This is a genomic window from Pseudomonas putida (assembly GCF_025905425.1).
GTDB lineage: Bacteria > Pseudomonadota > Gammaproteobacteria > Pseudomonadales > Pseudomonadaceae > Aquipseudomonas > Aquipseudomonas putida_AF.
The window spans coordinates 1,702,277-1,722,402 of record NZ_CP109603.1 but is presented as its reverse complement, the minus strand read 5'-3'; the positions used below and the strand labels follow the sequence as shown (position 1 = coordinate 1,722,402).

Below are 20,126 nucleotides of genomic sequence, written 5' to 3'. Positions count from 1 at the left end.
GCTACGTCAACTGGCCGGTGGATTCTTCACCGATTCTTTTACCGCTTCCTTGGCTTGCTCGCCCTTGGCCTTCAACGTGTCCACCGCATCGCCAAGCTTTTCGCCCAGCCCGGCACCGGTGTGCGCAGGGCCGGGGTTGAACGGGCGATTTTGATTGAAGCCCAGCCAGGCCAGGCCAAGGACCGTGAAGGTGGTCGGCACGGGATTGTTTTTCAAGGTCGTGCCAAGGTTATGCAAGAACTCCCCGCGCTGGGAAACATCGCTGGCGCGGTCAGGCGTCGGCGCGGTGCTGTGGTAGGGCTCACTGCTGCCATACGCTGACGGCGGCGAAGAAGGCGTTGTGACGTGGCTGGCGCTGGCACGCAGAAAGCGTGACAAGGCAAAACCGACGAGAGAATGGCCAGGGTCAGTGCGTGATAGCTGATAAGCTGTGAACCCTTCGCGCGGCACACGGCCAAGAGCCCAACACGTGTAACCTAGGAAGCCAGCTCGACCATGCACAACCTCGACAACTACAAGATCATCGCAGACAGCATCGCTACCCTGCTCTTCCCGCATGCCGAGGTGATCATCCACGAGGTGAGTAGCCGCACTGTCGTTCATATCGCAAACAACTTCTCCAAGCGTCAACTCGGTGACGACTCCGCGCTTGACGAATTTCCCGGCGATACCTCCAGCCTTTCCAGCCTGGGCCCTTACGAGAAACTGAACTGGAATGGTCAGAACATTCGTTCGATCACCAGCGTGTTGAAAGGCCCCGAGGGCCAAACCGACTTCCTGTTGTGCATCAACCTGAATTTGTCCGTGCTGGAGCAGGCACGGGCAGCATTGGATGCCTTTTTCCAGGTGAGCCGGCTCATCCCTCAACCCGACGTGCTGTTCAAGGATGACTGGCAGGAGCGGATCAATACGTTCCTGCACGCGTGGTTGGCAGAACGTCAGCTTTCGCTCAATACACTCAACATGAAAAGCAAACGTGAACTCATTGATGCGCTCTTCCATGAAGGTGCTTTTGACGGCCGCAGTGGCGCGGACTATGTCGCCAACGTGCTGAGCATGGGGCGCGCCACTGTTTACAAATACCTGAAAGCCCTTCGCGAAAACACGTGATCCCCCTGCTGCAAAGCCGAAACGTTGTCAGTCTGGCAGCGCTGCGACAATCGACATTTCGACCAGCACAGCAGGCTCATACAACTTGGCTTGCACCGTTGCACGGGCCGGCGCACACCCCAACGGCAGCCACGCATCCCACACGCGATTCATGCCCGCGAAGTCCGCTTCGATGTCTTTGAGGTAAATGGTTGCGGACAGAATCCGGGTCTTGTCTGTGCCTGCCTGGTCGAGCAGTCGTTCGATATTGTGCAAGGTTTCGCGGGTTTGCTGTTCCACATCCGCCTTGAAATCGTCGGCTACCTCACCTGACAGATAAACGGTGCCTTGGTGCTTGACCACCAAGCTCATGCGGGCATCCGTGTGCAGGCGTTCGATCGTCATTCTGAAGTTCCTTGTCTTGTTGTTAAGAGTGATCGTTGCACCCCTTAATAGATATTCTGTCCACGCGAGACTTTTTGGCTGTAAGTAGTAAGGCCTGAAGCAGGTGTCGGAGTTCCTGCGTGAGCAACCGTCAGCCCACCACCGGCTTCAACAACGCCTGCGCCTCGTAGAGCGGCGGCAGGTAGCGCAGCCGAATCTCGTCGACGCTTAACCGCGAGGCGTGGGTAGTGATCGTCAGGGTTGCCTTGAGTTGACCGCCACGGTCCAGCAGCGGCACACCCAGCACACGCATGCCAATTTCGTACTCCTGGTCGACGATGCTGTAGCCCTGCTGGCGCACGCGCTGCAGTTCTTCTTCCAGCCGCGCCCTGTCTGTCTGCGTATAGGGCGTGAGCGGGCGTAAGGGGTTGCGTGAGAAGTAGCCATCGCGCGCGGCTTCATCCAGCGCCGCCAGCCAGATTCGCCCGCCGGCGGTGCAATACATCGGCACCCGCGAGCCGGGCCTGATCGACAGCGAGGCGATGTGGCTGTAGCGGCTACGCACCAGGTGGATGATTTCATCGCCGTCGCGCGTGCCGACCGAGACATGCTCCTGGGTCTGGCGCGCCACCTGCTCGACGATCGGCCGCAGCATGCGCGGCAGCTGCGCCGAGTCCACGTAGGCCTGGCCGATGCGCAGCGCCTTGGGCGTGAGCCAATAGTGGCGGCTGTCGGTGTCGGCAAAGCCTTCGTGCACCAACGTCAGCAGAAAGCGACGGGCAGCGCTGGGGGTAAGGCCAGACTGCCTGGCCGCCTGCGGCACCGTCAGGCGCGGCTGATCGACGCTGAACAGCTGCATCAATGCCAGGCCTTTTTGCAGGCCCGCGATCAGGTCGCGGGGGTGAATCTCGGGTTTGTCCATGTGTTCACGTCCTGACGGGGATTCCCCAGTCAAAATACGGCGTTCTCCTCCAATAATCGCTACCTGACTGCGATTATCGCACTGCAAGCCCGACAAGCGCGTTTCCCTGGCCCCTGCACCCCGTCACCCTTGCCTGCACAACAACAGCAAGCACGGAGGTCAGCATGATTCGGGGTTCGACAGAACTGGTCGCCATCGTCGGTTCACCCATCGCCCAGGTGAAATCGCCTGAAAACTTCAACACCTGGTTCGCCAGCAACGGCTGCGACCTGGCAATGCTCCCCATCGACCTGCAAGAAGGTGCGCTGGATGCCTTTGTCGGCAGCCTGCGCGCCTGGCGCAACCTGCGCGGTTGCGTGGTCACCGTGCCCTACAAGCAGGCACTGGCCGCGCGCCTGGACGGCCTCAGCGAGCGCGCTGCCGCACTGGGGTCGGTCAACGTGCTGCGCCGCCACAGTGACGGTCGCCTGCTGGGCGACAATGTCGACGGCGCAGGCTTTCTCGGCGCCGCACGCAAGCAGGGCTTTGAGCCGGCGGGCAAACGCGCGCTGGTGATTGGCTGTGGCGGGGTGGGCAGTGCAATCGCCTATGCGCTGGGTGAAGCAGGCGTGTCTCAGGTCACCCTAAGCGACCCCAGCGCTGCCCGTGCTGGCGCGCTTGGCGAAGTGCTCGGCACAGCCTTCCCCAACCTCGATATCACCACTCAATACCACTCGCTGGAAGCGTTCGACCTGCTGGTCAACGCTTCGCCGGTCGGCATGGGCGGCGCCGATGAGCTGCCGCTGGCGAGCGCGCTGCTGGACACCCTGCAGCCCTCCACCCTGGTTGCCGACGTGGTCACCTCGCCGGAAATCACCCCCTTGTTGCACAGGGCACGCCAGCTCGGTTGTGCGATCCAGACCGGGCCGCAGATGGCCTTCGCCCAACTCGGCCAGCTAGGCGCCTTCATGGGCGTCACCCCGCTGGAGATTTGAGGCCATGGCCGCTATCGAACAGGTGTACGACCTGGTCGTCCTCGGCCCTGCCCTCACCTTCGGCTGGCTCGCCGCCAGCCCTATTGCCGAACGCCTGAAGGCGCCGGCCCCTTACCAGGAGACTGTTGCATGTACTACGAACTGAGAACCTACACCCTCGACCCGCTGAAAATGGCCGACTGGCTGGCCCTGTACCAGAGCCACGCGCTGGCGGTGCAAAGCGAACACCTGGGCAAGCTGGTCGGTTTCTTCACCAGCGAATTCGGCGAGGTCAACCAAGTGGTGCACCTGTGGGGCTATACCAGCCTCGACGACCGCATGCAGCGCCGCGCGGCGATGGCGGCGGACCCGCGCTGGGCGGAATTCTCGCAACGCAACCGCGAGCTGGGCGCCGTACTGCGGCTGCAATCGCGGTTGATGCGCCCGACCGGCTTTTCGCCGCTGCAGTAAGTAACTGCCCCTCGAACCGGACCGGAGCGCCGCCATGCAATCCCTGGAATGTGACGTACTTGTCCTCGGCTCCGGCGCCTCTGGCCTGGCTGCCGCGGTAACCGCCGCCCATCACGGCCTGAAGGTGATCGTCGCGGAAAAGGCCAGCCACTTCGGCGGCACCAGCGCCTGGTCGGGGGGGTGGTTATGGATACCCCGCAACCCGCTGGCGATCGCCGAAGGCATCGTCGAAGCCGATGGCGCGCCAGAGCGCTACCTGCGCGCGCAGACCCATGTCAGCGAACTGGACCCACGCCAACAGGCGTTTTTGCGCCATGGGCCGGAGATGGTGGCGTTTTTCCAGCAACATACTGCGGTGCAGTTCCAGTCCGGCACTAAGATGCCCGACATGCACGAGGGGGACGGCAGTGCGCGCGGCGGGCGTTCCCTGTGCGCGCAACCGTTTGACGGGCGCCTGCTCGGGCACTGGGTCCACAAGCTGCGGCCACCTCTGGACATCGTCAGCCTGGCCGGCATGGGCATCGCCGGTGGCGCGGACATGGCCGCTTTCTTCAACGCCAGCCGTTCGCCCAAGGCGGCCTGGCACGTCGGCAAACGCCTGCTGCGCCACGGTCGCGACCTGTTGCTGCATCGTCGCGGGCTGCAGTTGGTCAACGGCAATGCACTGGTGGCACGCCTGCTGCGCAGTGCCCTCGACCTGGGCGTGACGCTGCTGAACGACAGGCAAGGCGTCCGCCTGCTGAGGGATGGGCGCATCACCGGTGTAGCGTTCAGCGATGGCCAGGTGATCCACGCCCGACGCGGTGTGGTGCTGGCCTGTGGCGGCTTCCCCCATGACCGCCAGCGCATCGCCCAACTGATCCCCCACGCGCCCGAGGGCGACTGCCACTACTCCGCCGCACCGGCACAAAACAGTGGCGATGGCCTGCGCTTGGGCGAGCAGGTCGGCGCACAGGTAGCCACCTCGGCGGCCCACGCCGGGGCCTGGGCGCCGGTATCGCAGGTACCGCGAGGCGACGGCAGCCTCGGCCATTTCCCGCACCTGATCGACCGCGCAAAGCCGGGCTTCATTGCCGTGCGCCGCGACGGCCGGCGATTCGTCAACGAGGCCGACAGCTACCATGACTTCATGAATGCGCTGTTCGCAGCCACGCCACCCGGCGAGCCACCTGAGGCCTGGTTGATCTGCGATCACCCCGCGCAGCGGCGCTATGGCATCGGCTGGGCCAAGCCGTTCCCGTTCCCTACCCGCGTCTATGAGCGGCGCGGTTACCTGCACAGCGGCCCTACCCTGGCACAGTTGGCCGCACGCTGCAGGATCGATGCACAGCAACTGCAGCGCACCGTGGCCCGTTTCAATCAGCACGCGGCGCAGGGTGCAGACCCGGACTTCCAGCGTGGCACCTCGCTTTACAACCGCGCCCAGGGCGACCCGCTGCAAGCGCCCAACCCGTCACTGCGGCCGCTGCTGCAGGGCCCCTTTCATGCGGTGAAGCTGCTGCCGGGCAGCCTGGGGACGTTCGCCGGCCTGCACACGGATGCTTCGGCACAGGTCCTGGACAGCGAGCAACGCCCGATCCCCGGCTTGTTCGCCGTCGGCAACGATATGCACAGCATCATGGGCGGGCACTACCCAAGCGGCGGTATCACCCTTGGCCCTGGGATGACCTTCGGGTATCTGGCTGGCAAGGCGCTGTGTGGCCTGCAAGACGACGCAGCAGCGCTTTTGTTCGATCAGCGAACAGTAGCCCCCTCTTTGAATTGACGCTCAACCATTCACTGCGCACCATTAAATGACCTTGCGCGCCCAGCCCTGCCCTGGGCAAAACCGCTTTCCAGACGCACCGCCGTTCAAAACAATTTCAAGAAACGACCTCACATGACACCTTCAAAGTTCAACACTGCCAGCCCCCGCATCGCCCATGGGTCCATCGGCGACAAGGTGCGTGGCGCCTTCGCGGTGGGCAAGACCCGCTGGGGCATGCTTGCCCTGGTGTTCTTCGCCACCACCCTCAACTACATCGACCGTGCCGCCCTCGGCATCATGCAACCCGTCCTCGCCAAGGACATGGGCTGGACGGCGATGGACTACGCCAACATCAATTTCTGGTTCCAGGTCGGCTACGCAATCGGCTTTGTGCTGCAGGGTCGGCTGATCGACAAGGTCGGGGTAAAGCATGCCTTCTTCGTCGCGGTGCTGCTCTGGAGCCTGGCTACCGGCGCTCATGGCCTGGCTACCTCGGCGGCCGGTTTCATGGTTTGCCGCTTCATTCTCGGCCTGACCGAGGCGGCCAACTACCCGGCCTGTGTGAAGACCACGCGCCTGTGGTTCCCCGCCGGCGAACGGGCCATCGCCACCGGCCTGTTCAACGCCGGCACCAACGTCGGTGCCATGGTCACCCCGGCGCTGCTGCCGCTGATCCTGGCCGCTTGGGGCTGGCAGGCCGCGTTCATCGCCATGGGCAGCCTCGGCCTGGTCTGGGTCGTGTTGTGGGGCCTGAAGTACTTCAACCCGGAGGCGCACCCGCACGTTCGCCAGAGCGAGCTGGACTACATCCAACAGGATGACGAGCCGGACGCCAAACCGGTGCCATTCAGCCGCATTCTGCGTCAGCGCGGCACCTGGGCCTTTGCCGTGGCGTACTCGATCACGGCGCCGGTGTTTTGGTTCTATCTCTACTGGCTGCCGCCGTTTCTCAACCAGCAGTACGACCTGGGCATCAGTGTCACCCAGATGGGCATTCCGCTGATCCTGATCTGGCTGACCGCGGACTTCGGCAGCATCGGCGGCGGCATTCTGTCGTCCTGGCTGATCGGCCGCGGCGTGCGCGCCGCCCGTGCCCGGCTGATCTCGATGCTGATCTTTGCCTGCACCATCGTCAGCGTGGTCTTCGCCGCTCACGCCAGTGGCCTGTGGGTCGCGGTGCTCGCCATCGCCGTAGCGGTCGGTGCGCACCAGGCCTGGACCGCGAATATCTGGAGCCTGGTCATGGACTACACGCCCAAGCATCTGGTGAGCACGGTGTTCGGCTTCGGCAGCATGTGCGCAGCCATCGGCGGGATGTTCATGACGCAGATCGTCGGCAGCGTGCTGACGGTCACCCACAACAACTACGCCGTGTTGTTCACCATGATCCCGGTGATGTACTTCATTGCACTGGTGTGGATGTACTTCATGGCGCCGCGTGGGATCGAGGCCGCTTAAAGGCCAACCCAGATTTCCTCTATTGGGCTCTTCGGAGCCTCTTTTTTTGCGGCTGCGCTGTAGTGCAGAACACGGGGCAAATTTTGTGGGAACGGGCTTGCCCCGCGAATGGGGCCACGCGTTGCCTGGCACCGGCTTCGCCGGTGTTCGCGGGGCAAGCCCGCTCCCACAGGTTATTGATAAATAGATGAAATGTTTTTTCTACGGGCGCTGGCCTGCGGGCGATGGGCCGCTCAGCGGCCCCAGTTCTTGCTGAAGTTCAAACCCGCGCCAGTATCTTTTTTTGGGGCTGCCCTGTAGTGCGGAACACGGGGCAAATTTTGTGGGAGCGGGCTTGCCCCGCGAATGGGGCCACGCATTGCCTGGCACCGGCTTCGCCGGTGTTCGCGGGGCAAGCCCGCTCCCACAAGTTATTGATAAATAGATGAAATGTTTTTTTCTACGGGCGCTGGCCTGCGGGCGATGGGCCGCTCAGCGGTCCCAGTTCTTGCTGAAGTTCAAACCCGCGCCAGTATCTTTTTTTGGGGCTGCGCTGTAGTGCGGAACACGGGGCAAATTGTGGGAGCGGGCTTGCCCCGCGAATGGGGCCACGCGTTGCCTGGCACCGGCTTCGCCGGTGTTCGCGGGGCAAGCCCGCTCCCACTGGTTATTGATAAATCGACGAAATATTAGTTTTCTACAGGCGATGGGCCGCTCAGCGGCCCCGGTTCTTGCTGAAGTTCAAACCCGCGCCAATACCGCCTTGGCCTTTTCCAGCGCCATTCGCGCACGCTGCTCGCCACTCACCCCCTGCTCCAGCAACTGCCGCGTCGGAATCTCCAGGCTCAGCGGCACTGTAGCCGGCAAACCACGCAACAGGCCGATCAGGTCGGCATCGCCATCACCCGGGAAGCGCCGCTCGTTGCGCGCCTGACGCAGGATTTCGTCCATGTCGTCCGGCACAGGGCCGGCCACGTCGCACAGCTGGGCATAGCGCATGCGTTGCGGTGCCAGGCGCGCCAGGTCGTCGAGCGAGGAAGCGGAGCGGTTGAAATGGAACGCGTCCACCAGCACGCAGCCGTTTGCCCGGTCCGCGTTGGCAACGATGCGCATGGCTTGCTGCAAATCGCGAACGTCAGTCCAGGGCATGAATTCCAGATGCGGGTGGATGCCGTAACCCGCCGCCAGGTCGCACAGTTCGGCAAAGCGGTCAGTAAGGCGGGCCTCGTCAGGATCATTGCCGGCCACCAGCAACTCGCTGCCGCCCAACTCGGCACCCACCGCCAGGATGGCTTCGAAATCAGCAACACAGGTTTCAGGCTTGAGCCGGAGGATTTCCAGGTCGAGAACCTGGATGCCGGTATCGCGCAGGCGCGCCTGGGTCTGTCGGCGCAGGTCGGCGTCGGCCACCAGCGGGAAGTGCTGTTCCTCTGGGGTCGCCGCCACCAGGCGCAGGCCCACGTGGCTGTAGCCGGCGCGGGCGGCAGCTTCCACCATGGCAGGCGGGGAAAGCTCCAGCACCGTCAGCGCGGCAAGGGAAAAGATACGATCAGTCATGTCTGTCACCAGAAGGCAATTAAAGGTGTCAATGAAGGGCTAGCGGCTGAGCGGGCGCGTCAGTCCATAAGCGCCGGGGCACAGGCTCGGCCGCTTTCGGCGGCCTGGCGGATCGCCTCGACCAGGGCCAGTGTGCGGCCGCCGTCTGCGGCGTCGGTCAAGGGGGCCTCTTCACCGCGGGCAACGCGAATGAAGTGCTGCAACTGCAAGGTCAACGCCTCGCCTGCAGGCGGGTCGGTTTCGCCCTGCAGCAAGGGTGTGTGCCAACCCGTCCCCGCTTCGGCGTAGTGCCAGTGCTTGAGCTGCGGAATGCTCAATGCGCCCTGGCTGCCGGCCAGCAGATAGCAAGGCTGGCCATCCTGACGCGGATACATCGGGCTTTCGCCGGAGGTCAGCTCCCAGCTCCAGGGCGCAGCCACCGCGTCAGAACCTGTCAGGCTGCCCAGTGCCCCGTTGGCGAATTGCAACAGCACCGCGGCGCTGTCTTCATTGGCAAACCCACGCACATCGTTACGGGTGAACGCCTGCACCTGCACGACCTCGCCGCACAGGTAACGCAGCAAGTCCAGGTCGTGGATCAGGTTGGTGAGGAGAAAACCGGCGCCCGGTTCGCGACGCCAAGGGGTATCGAAGTAGCTGTCGGGCTTTTGCAGCTGCCACAGCGCGGTGACATTAATCAGCCTGCCCAGGGCGCCCTGCGCGATCAAACCACGCGCCCGGGCGATCAGCGGGTTGTGCCGCCGATGGTGGCCGACCAGTACGGGCACGCCATGGCGCCGTGAGGCTTGCACCAGCGCACGGACTTCATCCAGGTGCACGCCTACCGGCTTTTCCAGCAACACCGGCACACCGGCCTCGATGCAATCCAGTGCAGTGGCCACATGCAGGTTGTTGGGGTTGGCGACAATCACCGCCTCGGGTTTGACGTGGGTCAGCATCTGGCGATGATCAGCGTAATAAGCCACCCCGCATTCGGCGGCGAAGGCCTCAGCCTGCGGGCCAGGGTCGGCCACTGCGCACAGTTGGGCTTGCGGTACCTGGCGCAGGTGCTGGTAATGCTGGCGGCCCATGATACCGGCGCCAATCAGGGCGATACGAAGCGGTGAGTTCAACGGACTGTCCTCTTGTCGTTATTGTCGTGTATGGATTTCGGAACACGGTTCCAGAATCCATATTCAACAATTTAGAACGCGGGTCAGCTTTACAGAAGCGCCACCTGCACAGACTGTGCGGTTATCGACCACAAAAGCACGGGCACCGCTTCAGGCGAACAGCTCGCTGGCCTGGCTGGCCGCCGACAGCTCGTCCACCGCCGCCAGCAGCAGCGTCGCCAGTTCCGGCAGGCGCGATTGCGCCAGCCGGGCACTGGGGCCTGCAATGCTCAGCACGCCGATCACCTCGTCAGTGCGTGGCCGCCGCACCACGGCGGCCAACGCCGATGTACCCACCGCCGAGGTTTGCTCGACCCAGGCATAGCCGCGCTCGCGTGCGCGCTGCAGGTAGCCCAGCAGCTCGTCGGTGGAGCGCGGCGCGTTCGGGCCGAACTGTGCAGGGTCGGCGATGCCCTGGCGCAGCACCATCTGCAGCGCCTCCTCATCGCTCAGGCTGGCCAGCCAGGCATGGCCGGAGGCGGTGTAGAACAACGGGGCATCGCGGCCCATGTCGGGGTCGTAGCGCAGACCGGAGCGCGCGCCCTGGGACTTGGCGATCCAGGTCTGGCGACTGCCTTCGATCACGCCCAGGCGCACCAGTTCGCCGCTGTCCTGGGCCAGGCGGTCGAGCATCGGCTGAATGATGTCGGCGCCACTGCTGGACAGGTAACGAAAGCCCAGCGCCACCAGCTTGGCAGACAACTGATAGCGGCTGTTGTCGCGGTTCTGCCGCACATAGCCCAGGCGGACCAGCTCGGCCAGCATGCGGTGGGTGGCGCTCTTGGGGATCTCCAGACGCTCGGCCAGGGTCTGCAGGGCAAGGCCCTCAGGCTCGCCGGTCAGGCTTTCTACAAGACTGAAGGCGCGTTCGATCTGACTACCAGCCATGACTAAGGTCCCTGAAAAAGTGGCAAATTTTGGAAGATGATTCCACAGCTGAGGCAACCCGCGCAGCGTCTGTGCGCTGAAGTGTCCGGTTATCGACCAGTACCGCGCTGCGTCACTTGCATCCTGCTCGGTCACCCATGAAGAATATGGAACCACGTTCCAATAATAATACTGGAGACCCTGCGATGCCTACCGACACCTTGCAAGCCGAATACGACGTACTGGTCATTGGCTCAGGCGCAGCCGGCCTGGCTGCGGCGGTAACGGCTGCCTGGCACGGGCAGCGCGTGATGCTGGTCGAGAAGGCGCCGGTGTTCGGCGGCGCCACCGCCTGGTCCGGCGGCTGGGCCTGGGTGCCGCGCAACCCGCTGGCGCGCCGCGCCGGTATAGAAGAAGACATCGAGCAGCCGCGCACCTACCTGCGTAATGAACTGGGCGCACAGTACGACGCGGAACGGGTGGATGCCTTCCTCCAGGCCTGCCCGCACATGGTCGCCTTTTTCGAGAAACACACCGCACTGCAGTTCGTCGACGGCAACGCCATCCCCGACATGCATGGCGACACACCCGGCGCCGCGACCGGCGGCCACCAGGTCATCGCAGCCCCCTACGATGCCCGTGAGGTCGGCGCGCTGTTGCCGCGCCTGCGCAAAACCCTGCGCGAGACCTCGTTCATGGGCATGCCGATCATGGCCGGCCCCGACCTGGCGGCCTTTCTCAACATGACCCGCTCGCCACGCGCCTTGCTGCATGTGTGCAAGCGCTTTGGCCGCCACCTGTACCACCTCGCCCGCCATGGCCGGGCCATGCACCTGGTCAATGGCGTTGCCCTGGTGGCACGCCTGGCCAAGTCGGCCGCAGACCTTGGCGTGCGCCTGCAGGAATCGGCCCCGGCCAAGCGCCTGCTGCTCGAAAACGGGCAGGTACGCGGGGCCGTGATAGGCACCCCGCAGGGCGACCTGACGGTGAGGGCGAAAGCTGTTGTACTCGCAGCCGGCGGCTTCCCCAATGACAGTGCGCGGCGCCGTCAGCTGTTTGCCCGTGACGCCACGGGCCATGACAACCTCGCCCTGCCCCCGCAGTCCTGCTCGGGCGATGGCTTGCGCCTTGGCGAATCGGCGGGCGGCGTAGTGGCCACCGATCTGAAATCAGCGGTGGCCTGGGCACCGGTCTCCAAAGTGCCGCACCGCGACGGCAGTGTCGGCCACTTCCCGCACATCATCGAGCGCGGCAAGCCCGGCGTCATCGGTGTGCTGGCCAATGGCAACCGTTTCGTCAACGAGGCACACGGTTACTACGACTACGTGTCGGCCATGCTCGAGGCGGTCCCGCAGGGCGAGGAAGCCTGCTCGTGGCTGGTCTGCGACCACCGCTTCCTGCGCCGCTACGGCCTCGGCCACGCCCGCCCCGCGCCACTGCCGGTATGGCCACATGTGCGCAGCGGCTACCTCAAGCGCGGCGCCAGCCTCGAACAACTGGCCCAGGCCTGCGGCATCGACCCTGCCGGGTTGAGCGCCACCGTCGCCGCCTACAACCGCCATGCGCGCCAGGGCGAGGACCCGGCATTCGGCCGCGGCTCCACGCCATTCAACCGTAAACAGGGGGACCCGGCATACAGCGGGCCGAACCCCTGCGTCGCGCCAATCGAACAGGGGCCGTTCTACGCGGTAAAAGTCCAGCCAGGGTGCTTTGGCACCTTCGCCGGCCTGCGCACCGACGGCCATGCACGTGTTCTGGACGAACGTGGCCAGCCAATCGGCGGGCTTTATGCGGCGGGTACCGACATGGCCAGCGTGTTTGGCGGTTGGTACCCGTCAGGCGGCATCAATCTGGGCCCGGCGCTGACTTTCGGCTACGTGGCCGGGCGGCATATTGCCGGGGCACAGGAAGCGGAATGAGGCCACCGCTTGTGCGCAGAGGCCCATCCTGACCTAAGCGCAACCTCAAGCCTGTGTAAAAAAACAACCCGTATAGCTTTGCGGCAAAAGCTCATCTATACCTGTACAAGAAAACTTTTTTGTACAAGTAGTGAATGCACTGGCGCCTCAAGCTCGGCCAACGCCTGGCGCGTCACGAACGGGAATAGACCGCCATGCGCATCGCAATCATCGGCAGCGGTATCGCCGGCCTCACCTGTGCCCATCTGCTGTCACGCCGGCATGAGATCACGGTGTTCGAAGCGGCCGACTGGGTCGGTGGCCACGCCCATACCGTGGATGTGCGGTGGGGCGGCCAGGACTATGCGCTGGACACCGGCTTCATCGTCTTCAATGACTGGACCTATCCGCATTTCATTCGCCTGCTCGATCAGCTGGGCGTTACGTCGCAGCCGACCCAGATGAGCTTTGCGGTGCATGACCCACGCAGTGGCCTGGAGTACAACGGGCATGACCTGGACACCCTGTTCGCCCAGCGGCGCAACCTGCTTTCGCCCGGTTTCTGGGGCATGTTGCGCGACATTCTGCGCTTCAATCGCCAGGCCCTTGCCGACCTCGACAACCAGCGCATCGATGAGGACACCACCCTTGGCAGTTACGTGCGGGCGCAGGGTTATGGGCAGCGCTTCATCAACCACTACATCGTGCCCATGGGTTCGGCGATCTGGTCGATGTCACGCGCCGACATGCTGGGTTTTCCGCTGCAGTTCTTCGTGCGTTTCTGCCGCAATCACGGCCTGTTGTCGGTCAACCAGCGCCCGCAATGGCGGGTAATCGAGGGTGGCTCGCGCAGCTACGTGGCGCCGTTGTGCCGCCCCTTTGCCAAGCGTATCCGCTGCAATTGCCCGGTTGCACGGGTCAGCCGTGATCACGCTGGCGTGGCCGTGAGCAGCGCCGCCGGCACCGAGCGCTTCGACAAGGTGGTGTTCGCCTGCCACAGCGATCAGGCCTTGGCCCTGCTGGAGGCGCCCAGTGCAGACGAGCGCGTGGTGCTGGGTACCCTCACCTACGCCAGCAACGACGTGGTGCTGCACACCGACACCCGCCTGCTGCCGCGCCGGCGCAAAGCCTGGGCCAGCTGGAACTACCGCCTGGGGGGCGTCGAGCAGGCGCCCGCCGCACTCACCTACAACATGAACATCCTGCAGGGCATCGATGCGCCAGTGACCTTCTGCGTGAGCCTCAACCAGACCGCGCAGGTAGACCCGGCACAGGTCCTTGCACATTTCAGTTATGCCCAGCCCCAGTACAGCCTGGCAGCCTTGGCCGCCCAGGCCCGCCATAACGAGCTGCAGGGCCGCCAGCACAGCTATTACTGCGGTGCCTATTGGGGCAACGGCTTCCACGAAGACGGCGTGCTCAGCGCGCTGAACGTGGCGGGGCATTTTGGAGAACGCCTGTGAACAGCAGCCTGTGCCACGGCGGGGTCAGCCATAGGCGCCTGACCCCTCTTGTATAAGCAATCACAGTGCGCCGGTCGCGCGTCGCGCATTTGTTGAGGGCCGCGCCGCAGGCCCGTCGGGCCTAAGGCCTGATCTTCTGCTTTGGCTGATAGCTGTAACGCTCGGCCGCAGAGGCTCTGGAGGGGTCGGGACGGCCTGAACCTTTTTCGCTCTCCCTGGGCGCTTGATCGTCGAGGTAGTCATCGCGATCTTCCGGCCTTGCACGTTTTTCATCCTCGCTATCGTCTTCGTCTTTCCCGGTTGGCCAGTCTTCGTCTCGCCCAGGTTCAACACCTGGGGCATCGATATCCGTGACGCGCTTGCCAGTGGTCATACACACCTCTCAATGCTCAGAAGTCCTGAGCTACTTCGAGTGTGCGCCTTCAAGGTTCTCAGCAGTTTTATATCGGACCAGATGCGGCCAGGGCGTTGAGTGCGTGCTGCTGTTGTAGGGCTCCCCGGCACGTATATATGATAAGCATTATCGTTTGCAACAATAACCCCTGCGGCGGCCGCACTCCATGCTCCCATCCCCCGAACCCCTGATGTGCGATGTCGCCCTGCTCTACCGCCAACAGCACAGTTGGTTGACGCGTTGGCTCAGGCAGCGTCTCAATTGCTCGCAACACGCAGCGGACCTGGCGCAAGACACTTTCATCCGGCTGTTGAACAAAGAGCAGGTGCCACAGTTGCACGCGCCACGCACCTTTCTGGCCAAGGTGGCGCAGAGCGTGTTGTGCAACCATTACCGCCGGCAAAAGCTTGAGCGCGCCTACCTTGAAGCGCTGGCGACGCTGCCTGAGCAAGTGGCGCCAAGCCTGGAAACCCAGGCAATCCTGCTGGAAACCCTGATAGCCCTCGATGCCGCCCTCGATGGCCTGGAGCGTCCGGTGCGTGAGGCGTTTTTGCTGTCGCAGGTAGATGGCCTGGGGCACGCCGAGATCGCCGAGCGCCTGGCCGTGTCGATCACCACAGTCAAGCGCTACATCGTCAAGGCAGGTGCGCTGTGCATCATGCTCGATGACAGCCTGGACCTGCCATGAACGCGTCAATCCCTGGCGAAGTGGCCGAGCAGGCCATGCATTGGCACCTCGAACTGCAGGAACCGGCCGTCACGGCTGCCACCCTGGCCGCCTGCATGAGCTGGCGCCAGGCGCACCCGCTGCATGAACACGCCTGGCAGCGGACTCAGGTGTTCGCCCAGCGCATGCACGATATGCGCAGCCCAGGCCAACGCCCTTTGGCCCACGCGGCACTAAGGCCACAGCAATCACGGCGCAATGCGCTCAAGCAACTGTCGCTGCTACTGGCTGCGGGTTCGGGCGCCTGGTACCTGAAAGACGCTGCGTTGGTACAGGACTGGCGCGCGGACTACCACAGCCGCATCGGCGAACAACGGCGCCTGACGTTGGCCGATGGCACCCAGTTGCAACTGAACACTGACAGCGCCCTCGATGTGGCATTCGACCACCAGGCGCGGCGCCTGAGGCTGCTGCGCGGCGAGATGCTGATCACCCGCCCCGCCCTCGCCGACAGCCGCCCGCTGTGGGTGGACACCGTGCATGGCCGCCTCGAATCGACGCTGGCGCAGTTCAATGTGCGGCTGCACAGCCCGCTTACCCAAGTCAGCGTTTATCAGGGCACGGTGTCGGTCCGGCCTGCCCTGCAAGCCGATTCGCCCCTCGTGCTGGGGGCCGGGGAGCAGGCCAGCTTCACCCGCCAGGGTTTGCTGGCCCGGCAGGCCGTGGCCCCCACCCTCCCCGCCTGGAGCCAGGGCATGCTGGTTGCCCAAGGCCAGCGCCTGGCGGCGTTTCTTGAAGACGTGAGCCGCTATCGCCGTGGGCACCTGGCCTGCGACCCTGCCTTGGCGAGCCTCCGGGTATCTGGCACGTTCCCACTGGATAACACCGAAAAGATCATTGCCGCCGTGGCAGAAACCTTGCAACTCGACGTGCAGCACTTCACCCGCTACTGGGTCACCTTGAAGCCGCGAATGGCCTGACGCAAAAAAAGTTGCGCCGGGGTGGTCCGATTTCGCGTCTCACGAGACTTAACCCTCAGATCTTCAAATCAATGGGGGAACACTCGTGAATCGCACCGCACGCAAACGCCAGGGCTGGCAATTATCCGTCACGCAAAAACTCGCCGGCGCAGTGGTCCAGGGCATCGCCTGCATGAGCGCAAGCGCCCCGCTGCTGATGCCCGGCTGGGTCACGGCCGCCGAACAGGCGCAGGCCGACTTCGACATCCCCGCAGGCCCCCTGGCACCGGCATTGGCCCGCTTCGGCCAGACCGCGCACATTCTGCTGTCCTACCCCACCTCATTGACCGAGGGCCGCAGCACGACCGGGCTGCATGGCCACTTCGATGTCGATCAGGGCCTGGCGATACTGCTCGCGGGCACGGGGCTTGAGGCCAGCCGCGGCGCCAACGGCAACTATTCGCTGCAAGCCAGTGCCACAGGTGCCCTGGAGCTGAGTGCGGTGTCCATTTCGGGTAAGGCGCCAGGCTCGACCACCGAAGGTACCGGGCTCTACACCACCTACTCGTCGAGCAGCTCGACGCGCCTTAACCTCACGCCACGCGAGCCCCCCCAATCGCTGACGGTCATGACCCGCCAGCGCCTGGATGACCAGCGCCTGACCAACCTCACCGACGCACTGGAGGCAGCCCCAGGCATCACCGTGGTGCGCGATGGCCTGGGTTCGGAAAGCGACTCGTACTGGTCGCGCGGCTTTGCCATCCAGAACTACGAGGTCGACGGTGTGCCTACCAGTACCCGCCTGGACAACTACTCGCAGAGCATGGCGATGTACGACCGTGTCGAAATCGTGCGCGGCGCCACCGGCCTGATCAGCGGCATGGGCAACCCCTCGGCGACGATCAACCTGATCCGCAAGCGCCCGACCGCCGAAGCCCAGGCCAGCATCACCGGCGAGGCCGGCAACTGGGACCGTTACGGCACAGGTTTCGATGTGTCCGGGCCGTTGACCGAAACCGGCAACATCCGCGGGCGCTTCGTCGCCGATTACAAAACCGAGAAAGCCTGGATTGACCGCTACAACCAGCAGTCGCAGCTGATGTACGGCATTACCGAGTTCGACCTCAGCGAAGACACGCTGCTGACCATGGGCTTCAGTTACCTGCGCAGCGACATCGACTCGCCGCTGCGCTCCGGCCTGCCCACGCGCTTCTCAACCGGTGGCCGTACCGACCTCAAGCGTTCACTCAATGCCGCACCAGACTGGTCATACAACGATCACGAGCAAACCAGCTTCTTTACCTCCATCGAGCAGCAACTGGGCAACGGCTGGAGCGGCAAGATCGAACTCACCCATGCCGAGAACCAGTTCGACGAGCTGTTCAACTTTGCCATGGGTGAGTTGAAACCCGATGGCAGCGGCCTGTCGCAATTGCCGGTACGTTTCTCTGGCACACCCCGCCAGGACAACCTCGACGTGTACGTGACCGGGCCGTTCGGCCTGTTCGGTCGCGAGCATGAGCTGATCACCGGCATGACCTTGTCCCAGTACCGGGAAAACACCCCGAGCTGGGGCGGCTGGCGCTATGACTACGCGGGCTCACCCGCAGGTGCCATCGACAACCTCTTCACCTGGGATGGCAAGTCGGCCAAACCGGCCTTTGTCGAAAGCGGCAAGTCGTCGATCGACGAAGACCAGTATGCGGCTTACCTGACCTCGCGCTTCAGCGTAACCGACGACCTCAGCCTGATTGTCGGCAGCCGCCTGATCAATTGGAAACGCGACACTTCGGACAGGCCTTATGGCGGCGAAGAAACCCACGTGAATCGCGAAGAAAACGGCGTATTCATCCCTTACGCCGGCGTGGTCTACGACCTCGACGACACCTGGTCGCTGTACGCCAGCTACACCAAGATCTTCAACCCGCAAGGGTCGTGGGTTACCGACGAGAGCAACAAACCGCTCGACCCCATGGAAGGCGTGGGCTACGAGATCGGCATCAAGGGCACCCACCTCGATGGCAAGCTCAACTCCAGCCTCGCGGTGTTCAAGCTGGAGCAGGACAACCTGGCCATCTGGCAACACGACAACGTCTACAGCGCCGAACAAGACACCACCTCCAAGGGCATCGAGCTGGAGCTGAACGGCGAGCTGGCCGAAGGCTGGCAAGCGTCCGCCGGTTACGCCTATTCGGTAACCACCGATGCCGACGACCAGCGCATCAACACCAACTTGCCGCGCAACAGCTTCAAAACCTTCACCAGCTACCGGCTGCACGGGCCGCTGGACAAGGTCACCCTCGGCGGCGGGGTGAACTGGCAGAGCAAGGTCGGCGCCGACCTGCACACCTTCAGCCAAGGCAGCTACGCAGTCACCAACCTGATGGCGCGCTACGACATCAACCAGCACTTGAGTGCATCGGTGAACCTGAACAACGTGTTTGATCGCGCGTACTACAGCCAACCCGGCCTGTACGGCGTTTATGGCACGCCGCGCAATGTAATGACGAGCTTCAAGTACAGCTTCTAGGCGCTGTACGAAAAGTTTTGTGGGAGCGGGCTTGCCCCGCGATGGAGTGCGAAGCGCTCCTGTACCCGATATCAAATGGTGCAAAGACGCCGCGAATTCAGGCTTTGCTGCCGCGTTGCGGCAGATCGCGGGGCAAGCCCGCTCCCACAACGATGGATGACCATACTTTTCGTACAAAACCTAAGCTAAGCAGAGCCCGCACCTGAGGCCAATCGTTCAGCCACGGCATCGCTCAATGTGCTGTCTGGCTACGATTGGCTCAGGGCAAGCACCTCAGGGACTTTCACGAAAACACTGTACTTGGCCCCTTCCATTTCCTCGAAGGCGATCAGCTTTTCCACCAACGCCGCACTCAGCACCTTGCCGGCATTGAGCAACAGCATGCCGTTATCAGCATTGAGGTTGCGCACCAGGACCATGCCGCCGGCCAGTTCCCGGGTGCCCAGGGCCTGGACCGTCGGGTCGGCCAGGGTCACATCGCTGAGGAACTGAGCGCAGACCTTGACGAAATCCTCCACAAGCCCTGGGTCATACAGCTTCCCTGCGTATTTGCGGATGTACATCAATGCTTCATCGCTGTTCATCTGCCGCTCCAGCACCAGGCCGCGTTGCAATTCGATGAAGTCCACTGCCAGCTTCAACCAACGCGCCCCAAGGGGGATAGCCTCGCCTTTGAGATGGTCGGGAAAGCCGCTGCCATCCCAACGCTCCTGATGGTGCAGGATGAGTTGCGCCGCTTCTTTCATCGGCTCCAGGGTCATCACCAGCGATTCGCTTTGTTTCGGGTACGACCGGTACAGGTCGCGCTCGCTAAGCGGCAGCAGGTCTACCGGGCAGGTCAGCATGCTGTCGGTCCAGCTCATCTTGCCGATGTTGTACAGCGCGGCGGCCATGGTCAAGTCGCGGCTGCTGGCCTCGTCCAGGCCATGGCGGGTGCAGTACACACGAATCAGTTCGATGACTTGCCGGTTGGTCTGTTTGGGCCTGGGCAGGCGCAGGTTGGCCAGCAGCGAAAACACCTCCGTGCCGGTCACGTAACTGCGTTTGAGCTCTTCATAGGCAAGGTCAAGCATGTCGGCGGTTTGCTGCAACTCGGCGGTGCGCGCCGCTACACGCTGCTCAAGGCTGGCGTTGAGCAACTTGAGCTGCTGGTTCTGTACCTGGGTCAGGTCCTCCAGGCGCCGGCGCTCGCTTTCCGAATACTGGAAAGCCAGGGCCTGGCGCACGGTCACCAGCATCTCTTCATCATTCCAGGGCTTGCTGATGTAGCGATGAATATGGCCGTCGTTGATCGCCTTGGCGATCGTGTTCATGTCGGCATAACCGGTCAGCAGGATACGCAAGGTGCCGGGAAAGCGCTGATTGACCTGCGCCAGCAAGGTGGCGCCATCCATGCCCGGCATACGTGCATCGCTGATCACCAGGTTGACTGGGCGCTGTTCAAGCAGTTCAAGGGCCTGCGCGCCACTTTCAGCCAGTAGCACATCATAGGGCTGGCCGCGCAGCAGGCGGCGCAGGCTATTGAGAATCGAGCTCTCGTCGTCAACCAGCAGCACCACCGCTCTATCGGCTACCTCGTCCTTCACTGATTGTTCCATGGCCCCCTCCGTGCACCTGATGCTCAGCTGATCCTTGAT

19 protein-coding genes are annotated in these 20,126 nt (G+C 63.5%); 11 read left to right on the top strand and 8 right to left on the bottom strand.

Annotated elements, in window-relative coordinates; all coding sequences use genetic code 11:
- Nucleotides 1-6 precede the first annotated feature (6 nt).
- On the bottom strand, nt 7-378 hold the full coding sequence (locus OGV19_RS27745; protein ID WP_413470115.1) for a hypothetical protein: 372 nt from the start codon (nt 376-378) through the stop codon (nt 7-9).
- Nucleotides 379-495: 117 nt separating this feature from the next.
- Here OGV19_RS27745 and OGV19_RS07740 point away from each other — a divergent pair, with 117 nt between their 5' ends.
- Entirely contained in the window at nt 496-1,110 is a 615-nt protein-coding gene (locus OGV19_RS07740) for a helix-turn-helix transcriptional regulator (RefSeq protein WP_264312842.1), read from the top strand.
- Between the two features lie 27 nt (nt 1,111-1,137).
- Here the strand turns inward: OGV19_RS07740 and OGV19_RS07735 are convergent, their stop codons facing one another.
- Nucleotides 1,138-1,494: a RidA family protein gene (locus OGV19_RS07735; protein ID WP_264312841.1), complete on the bottom strand. Its 357-nt coding sequence runs from the start codon at nt 1,492-1,494 to the stop codon at nt 1,138-1,140.
- A 130-nt stretch (nt 1,495-1,624) separates the two neighbouring features.
- Nucleotides 1,625-2,395 carry an IclR family transcriptional regulator domain-containing protein gene (locus OGV19_RS07730; RefSeq protein ID WP_264312840.1) on the bottom strand — a complete coding sequence of 257 codons (771 nt, stop codon included), beginning with the start codon at nt 2,393-2,395 and terminating at the stop codon, nt 1,625-1,627.
- A 164-nt stretch (nt 2,396-2,559) separates the two neighbouring features.
- Between OGV19_RS07730 and OGV19_RS07725 the strand changes: the two genes are divergently transcribed.
- The 5 genes from OGV19_RS07725 (at nt 2,560) to OGV19_RS07705 (ending at nt 7,024) form a co-directional block, all read left to right on the top strand.
- A complete protein-coding gene (locus OGV19_RS07725; protein WP_264312839.1) occupies nt 2,560-3,369 on the top strand; it encodes a shikimate dehydrogenase family protein in 810 nt (269 codons plus the stop codon).
- A gap of 4 nt (nt 3,370-3,373) precedes the next feature.
- On the top strand, nt 3,374-3,514 hold the full coding sequence (locus tag OGV19_RS07720; protein ID WP_264312838.1) for a hypothetical protein: 141 nt from the start codon (nt 3,374-3,376) through the stop codon (nt 3,512-3,514).
- Nucleotides 3,499-3,819, top strand: coding sequence for an NIPSNAP family protein (locus OGV19_RS07715; RefSeq protein WP_264312837.1), 321 nt, complete (start codon nt 3,499-3,501; stop codon nt 3,817-3,819). The genes OGV19_RS07720 and OGV19_RS07715 overlap by 16 nt, the downstream gene beginning before the upstream one ends.
- A 34-nt stretch (nt 3,820-3,853) precedes the next feature.
- Nucleotides 3,854-5,584: an FAD-dependent oxidoreductase gene (locus OGV19_RS07710; protein ID WP_264312836.1), complete on the top strand. Its 1,731-nt coding sequence runs from the start codon at nt 3,854-3,856 to the stop codon at nt 5,582-5,584.
- Between the two features lie 114 nt (nt 5,585-5,698).
- Entirely contained in the window at nt 5,699-7,024 is a 1,326-nt protein-coding gene (locus tag OGV19_RS07705) for an MFS transporter (protein WP_264312835.1), read from the top strand.
- A gap of 720 nt (nt 7,025-7,744) precedes the next feature.
- On the opposite strand, the gene OGV19_RS07700 is transcribed toward OGV19_RS07705, so the two are convergent.
- The 3 genes from OGV19_RS07700 to OGV19_RS07690 all read right to left on the bottom strand — a co-directional run bounded on the left by OGV19_RS07700 (nt 7,745) and on the right by OGV19_RS07690 (nt 10,599).
- Nucleotides 7,745-8,560: a sugar phosphate isomerase/epimerase family protein gene (locus OGV19_RS07700; RefSeq protein ID WP_264312834.1), complete on the bottom strand. Its 816-nt coding sequence runs from the start codon at nt 8,558-8,560 to the stop codon at nt 7,745-7,747.
- Nucleotides 8,561-8,619: 59 nt separating this feature from the next.
- Nucleotides 8,620-9,672 (bottom strand): Gfo/Idh/MocA family protein, encoded by a 1,053-nt coding sequence (locus OGV19_RS07695; RefSeq protein ID WP_264312833.1) that lies wholly within the window; start codon nt 9,670-9,672, stop codon nt 8,620-8,622.
- Between the two features lie 150 nt (nt 9,673-9,822).
- Nucleotides 9,823-10,599, bottom strand: a complete 777-nt coding sequence (locus OGV19_RS07690; protein ID WP_264312832.1) for an IclR family transcriptional regulator — start codon at nt 10,597-10,599, stop codon at nt 9,823-9,825.
- 185 nt (nt 10,600-10,784) lie between these two features.
- On the opposite strand from OGV19_RS07690, the gene OGV19_RS07685 reads away from it, so the two are divergent.
- Together OGV19_RS07685 and OGV19_RS07680 are read left to right on the top strand one after the other, a co-directional pair.
- A complete protein-coding gene (locus OGV19_RS07685) occupies nt 10,785-12,497 on the top strand; it encodes an FAD-dependent oxidoreductase (protein ID WP_264312831.1) in 1,713 nt (570 codons plus the stop codon).
- Nucleotides 12,498-12,691: 194 nt separating this feature from the next.
- Nucleotides 12,692-13,939: an NAD(P)/FAD-dependent oxidoreductase gene (locus OGV19_RS07680; protein WP_264312830.1), complete on the top strand. Its 1,248-nt coding sequence runs from the start codon at nt 12,692-12,694 to the stop codon at nt 13,937-13,939.
- 121 nt (nt 13,940-14,060) lie between these two features.
- Here the strand turns inward: OGV19_RS07680 and OGV19_RS07675 are convergent, their stop codons facing one another.
- On the bottom strand, nt 14,061-14,312 hold the full coding sequence (locus tag OGV19_RS07675; RefSeq protein ID WP_264312829.1) for a hypothetical protein: 252 nt from the start codon (nt 14,310-14,312) through the stop codon (nt 14,061-14,063).
- Nucleotides 14,313-14,499: 187 nt separating this feature from the next.
- On the opposite strand from OGV19_RS07675, the gene OGV19_RS07670 reads away from it, so the two are divergent.
- The 3 genes from OGV19_RS07670 to OGV19_RS07660 all read left to right on the top strand — a co-directional run bounded on the left by OGV19_RS07670 (nt 14,500) and on the right by OGV19_RS07660 (nt 18,489).
- Nucleotides 14,500-15,021: a sigma-70 family RNA polymerase sigma factor gene (locus OGV19_RS07670; protein ID WP_264312828.1), complete on the top strand. Its 522-nt coding sequence runs from the start codon at nt 14,500-14,502 to the stop codon at nt 15,019-15,021.
- Nucleotides 15,018-15,980 (top strand): FecR domain-containing protein, encoded by a 963-nt coding sequence (locus OGV19_RS07665; protein WP_264312827.1) that lies wholly within the window; start codon nt 15,018-15,020, stop codon nt 15,978-15,980. The genes OGV19_RS07670 and OGV19_RS07665 overlap by 4 nt, the downstream gene beginning before the upstream one ends.
- 172 nt (nt 15,981-16,152) lie before the next feature.
- Complete coding sequence (locus tag OGV19_RS07660; RefSeq protein WP_264313908.1) at nt 16,153-18,489, top strand: TonB-dependent siderophore receptor; 2,337 nt, start codon at nt 16,153-16,155, stop codon at nt 18,487-18,489.
- 248 nt (nt 18,490-18,737) lie between these two features.
- Here the strand turns inward: OGV19_RS07660 and OGV19_RS07655 are convergent, their stop codons facing one another.
- Nucleotides 18,738-20,087 (bottom strand): response regulator c-di-GMP phosphodiesterase, NosR family, encoded by a 1,350-nt coding sequence (locus tag OGV19_RS07655; protein ID WP_264312826.1) that lies wholly within the window; start codon nt 20,085-20,087, stop codon nt 18,738-18,740.
- Between the last annotated feature and the right edge of the window lie 39 nt (nt 20,088-20,126).

Coding starts and splice junctions, on each gene's coding strand:
- OGV19_RS07740 (WP_264312842.1), top strand. CDS start 496: ATGCACAACCTCGACAACTACAAGATCATCGCAGACAGCATCGCTACC.
- OGV19_RS07735 (WP_264312841.1), bottom strand. CDS start 1,494: ATGACGATCGAACGCCTGCACACGGATGCCCGCATGAGCTTGGTGGTC.
- OGV19_RS07730 (WP_264312840.1), bottom strand. CDS start 2,395: ATGGACAAACCCGAGATTCACCCCCGCGACCTGATCGCGGGCCTGCAA.
- OGV19_RS07725 (WP_264312839.1), top strand. CDS start 2,560: ATGATTCGGGGTTCGACAGAACTGGTCGCCATCGTCGGTTCACCCATC.
- OGV19_RS07720 (WP_264312838.1), top strand. CDS start 3,374: ATGGCCGCTATCGAACAGGTGTACGACCTGGTCGTCCTCGGCCCTGCC.
- OGV19_RS07715 (WP_264312837.1), top strand. CDS start 3,499: ATGTACTACGAACTGAGAACCTACACCCTCGACCCGCTGAAAATGGCC.
- OGV19_RS07710 (WP_264312836.1), top strand. CDS start 3,854: ATGCAATCCCTGGAATGTGACGTACTTGTCCTCGGCTCCGGCGCCTCT.
- OGV19_RS07705 (WP_264312835.1), top strand. CDS start 5,699: ATGACACCTTCAAAGTTCAACACTGCCAGCCCCCGCATCGCCCATGGG.
- OGV19_RS07700 (WP_264312834.1), bottom strand. CDS start 8,560: ATGACTGATCGTATCTTTTCCCTTGCCGCGCTGACGGTGCTGGAGCTT.
- OGV19_RS07690 (WP_264312832.1), bottom strand. CDS start 10,599: ATGGCTGGTAGTCAGATCGAACGCGCCTTCAGTCTTGTAGAAAGCCTG.
- OGV19_RS07685 (WP_264312831.1), top strand. CDS start 10,785: ATGCCTACCGACACCTTGCAAGCCGAATACGACGTACTGGTCATTGGC.
- OGV19_RS07680 (WP_264312830.1), top strand. CDS start 12,692: ATGCGCATCGCAATCATCGGCAGCGGTATCGCCGGCCTCACCTGTGCC.
- OGV19_RS07675 (WP_264312829.1), bottom strand. CDS start 14,312: ATGACCACTGGCAAGCGCGTCACGGATATCGATGCCCCAGGTGTTGAA.
- OGV19_RS07670 (WP_264312828.1), top strand. CDS start 14,500: ATGCTCCCATCCCCCGAACCCCTGATGTGCGATGTCGCCCTGCTCTAC.
- OGV19_RS07665 (WP_264312827.1), top strand. CDS start 15,018: ATGAACGCGTCAATCCCTGGCGAAGTGGCCGAGCAGGCCATGCATTGG.
- OGV19_RS07660 (WP_264313908.1), top strand. CDS start 16,153: ATGAGCGCAAGCGCCCCGCTGCTGATGCCCGGCTGGGTCACGGCCGCC.
- OGV19_RS07655 (WP_264312826.1), bottom strand. CDS start 20,087: ATGGAACAATCAGTGAAGGACGAGGTAGCCGATAGAGCGGTGGTGCTG.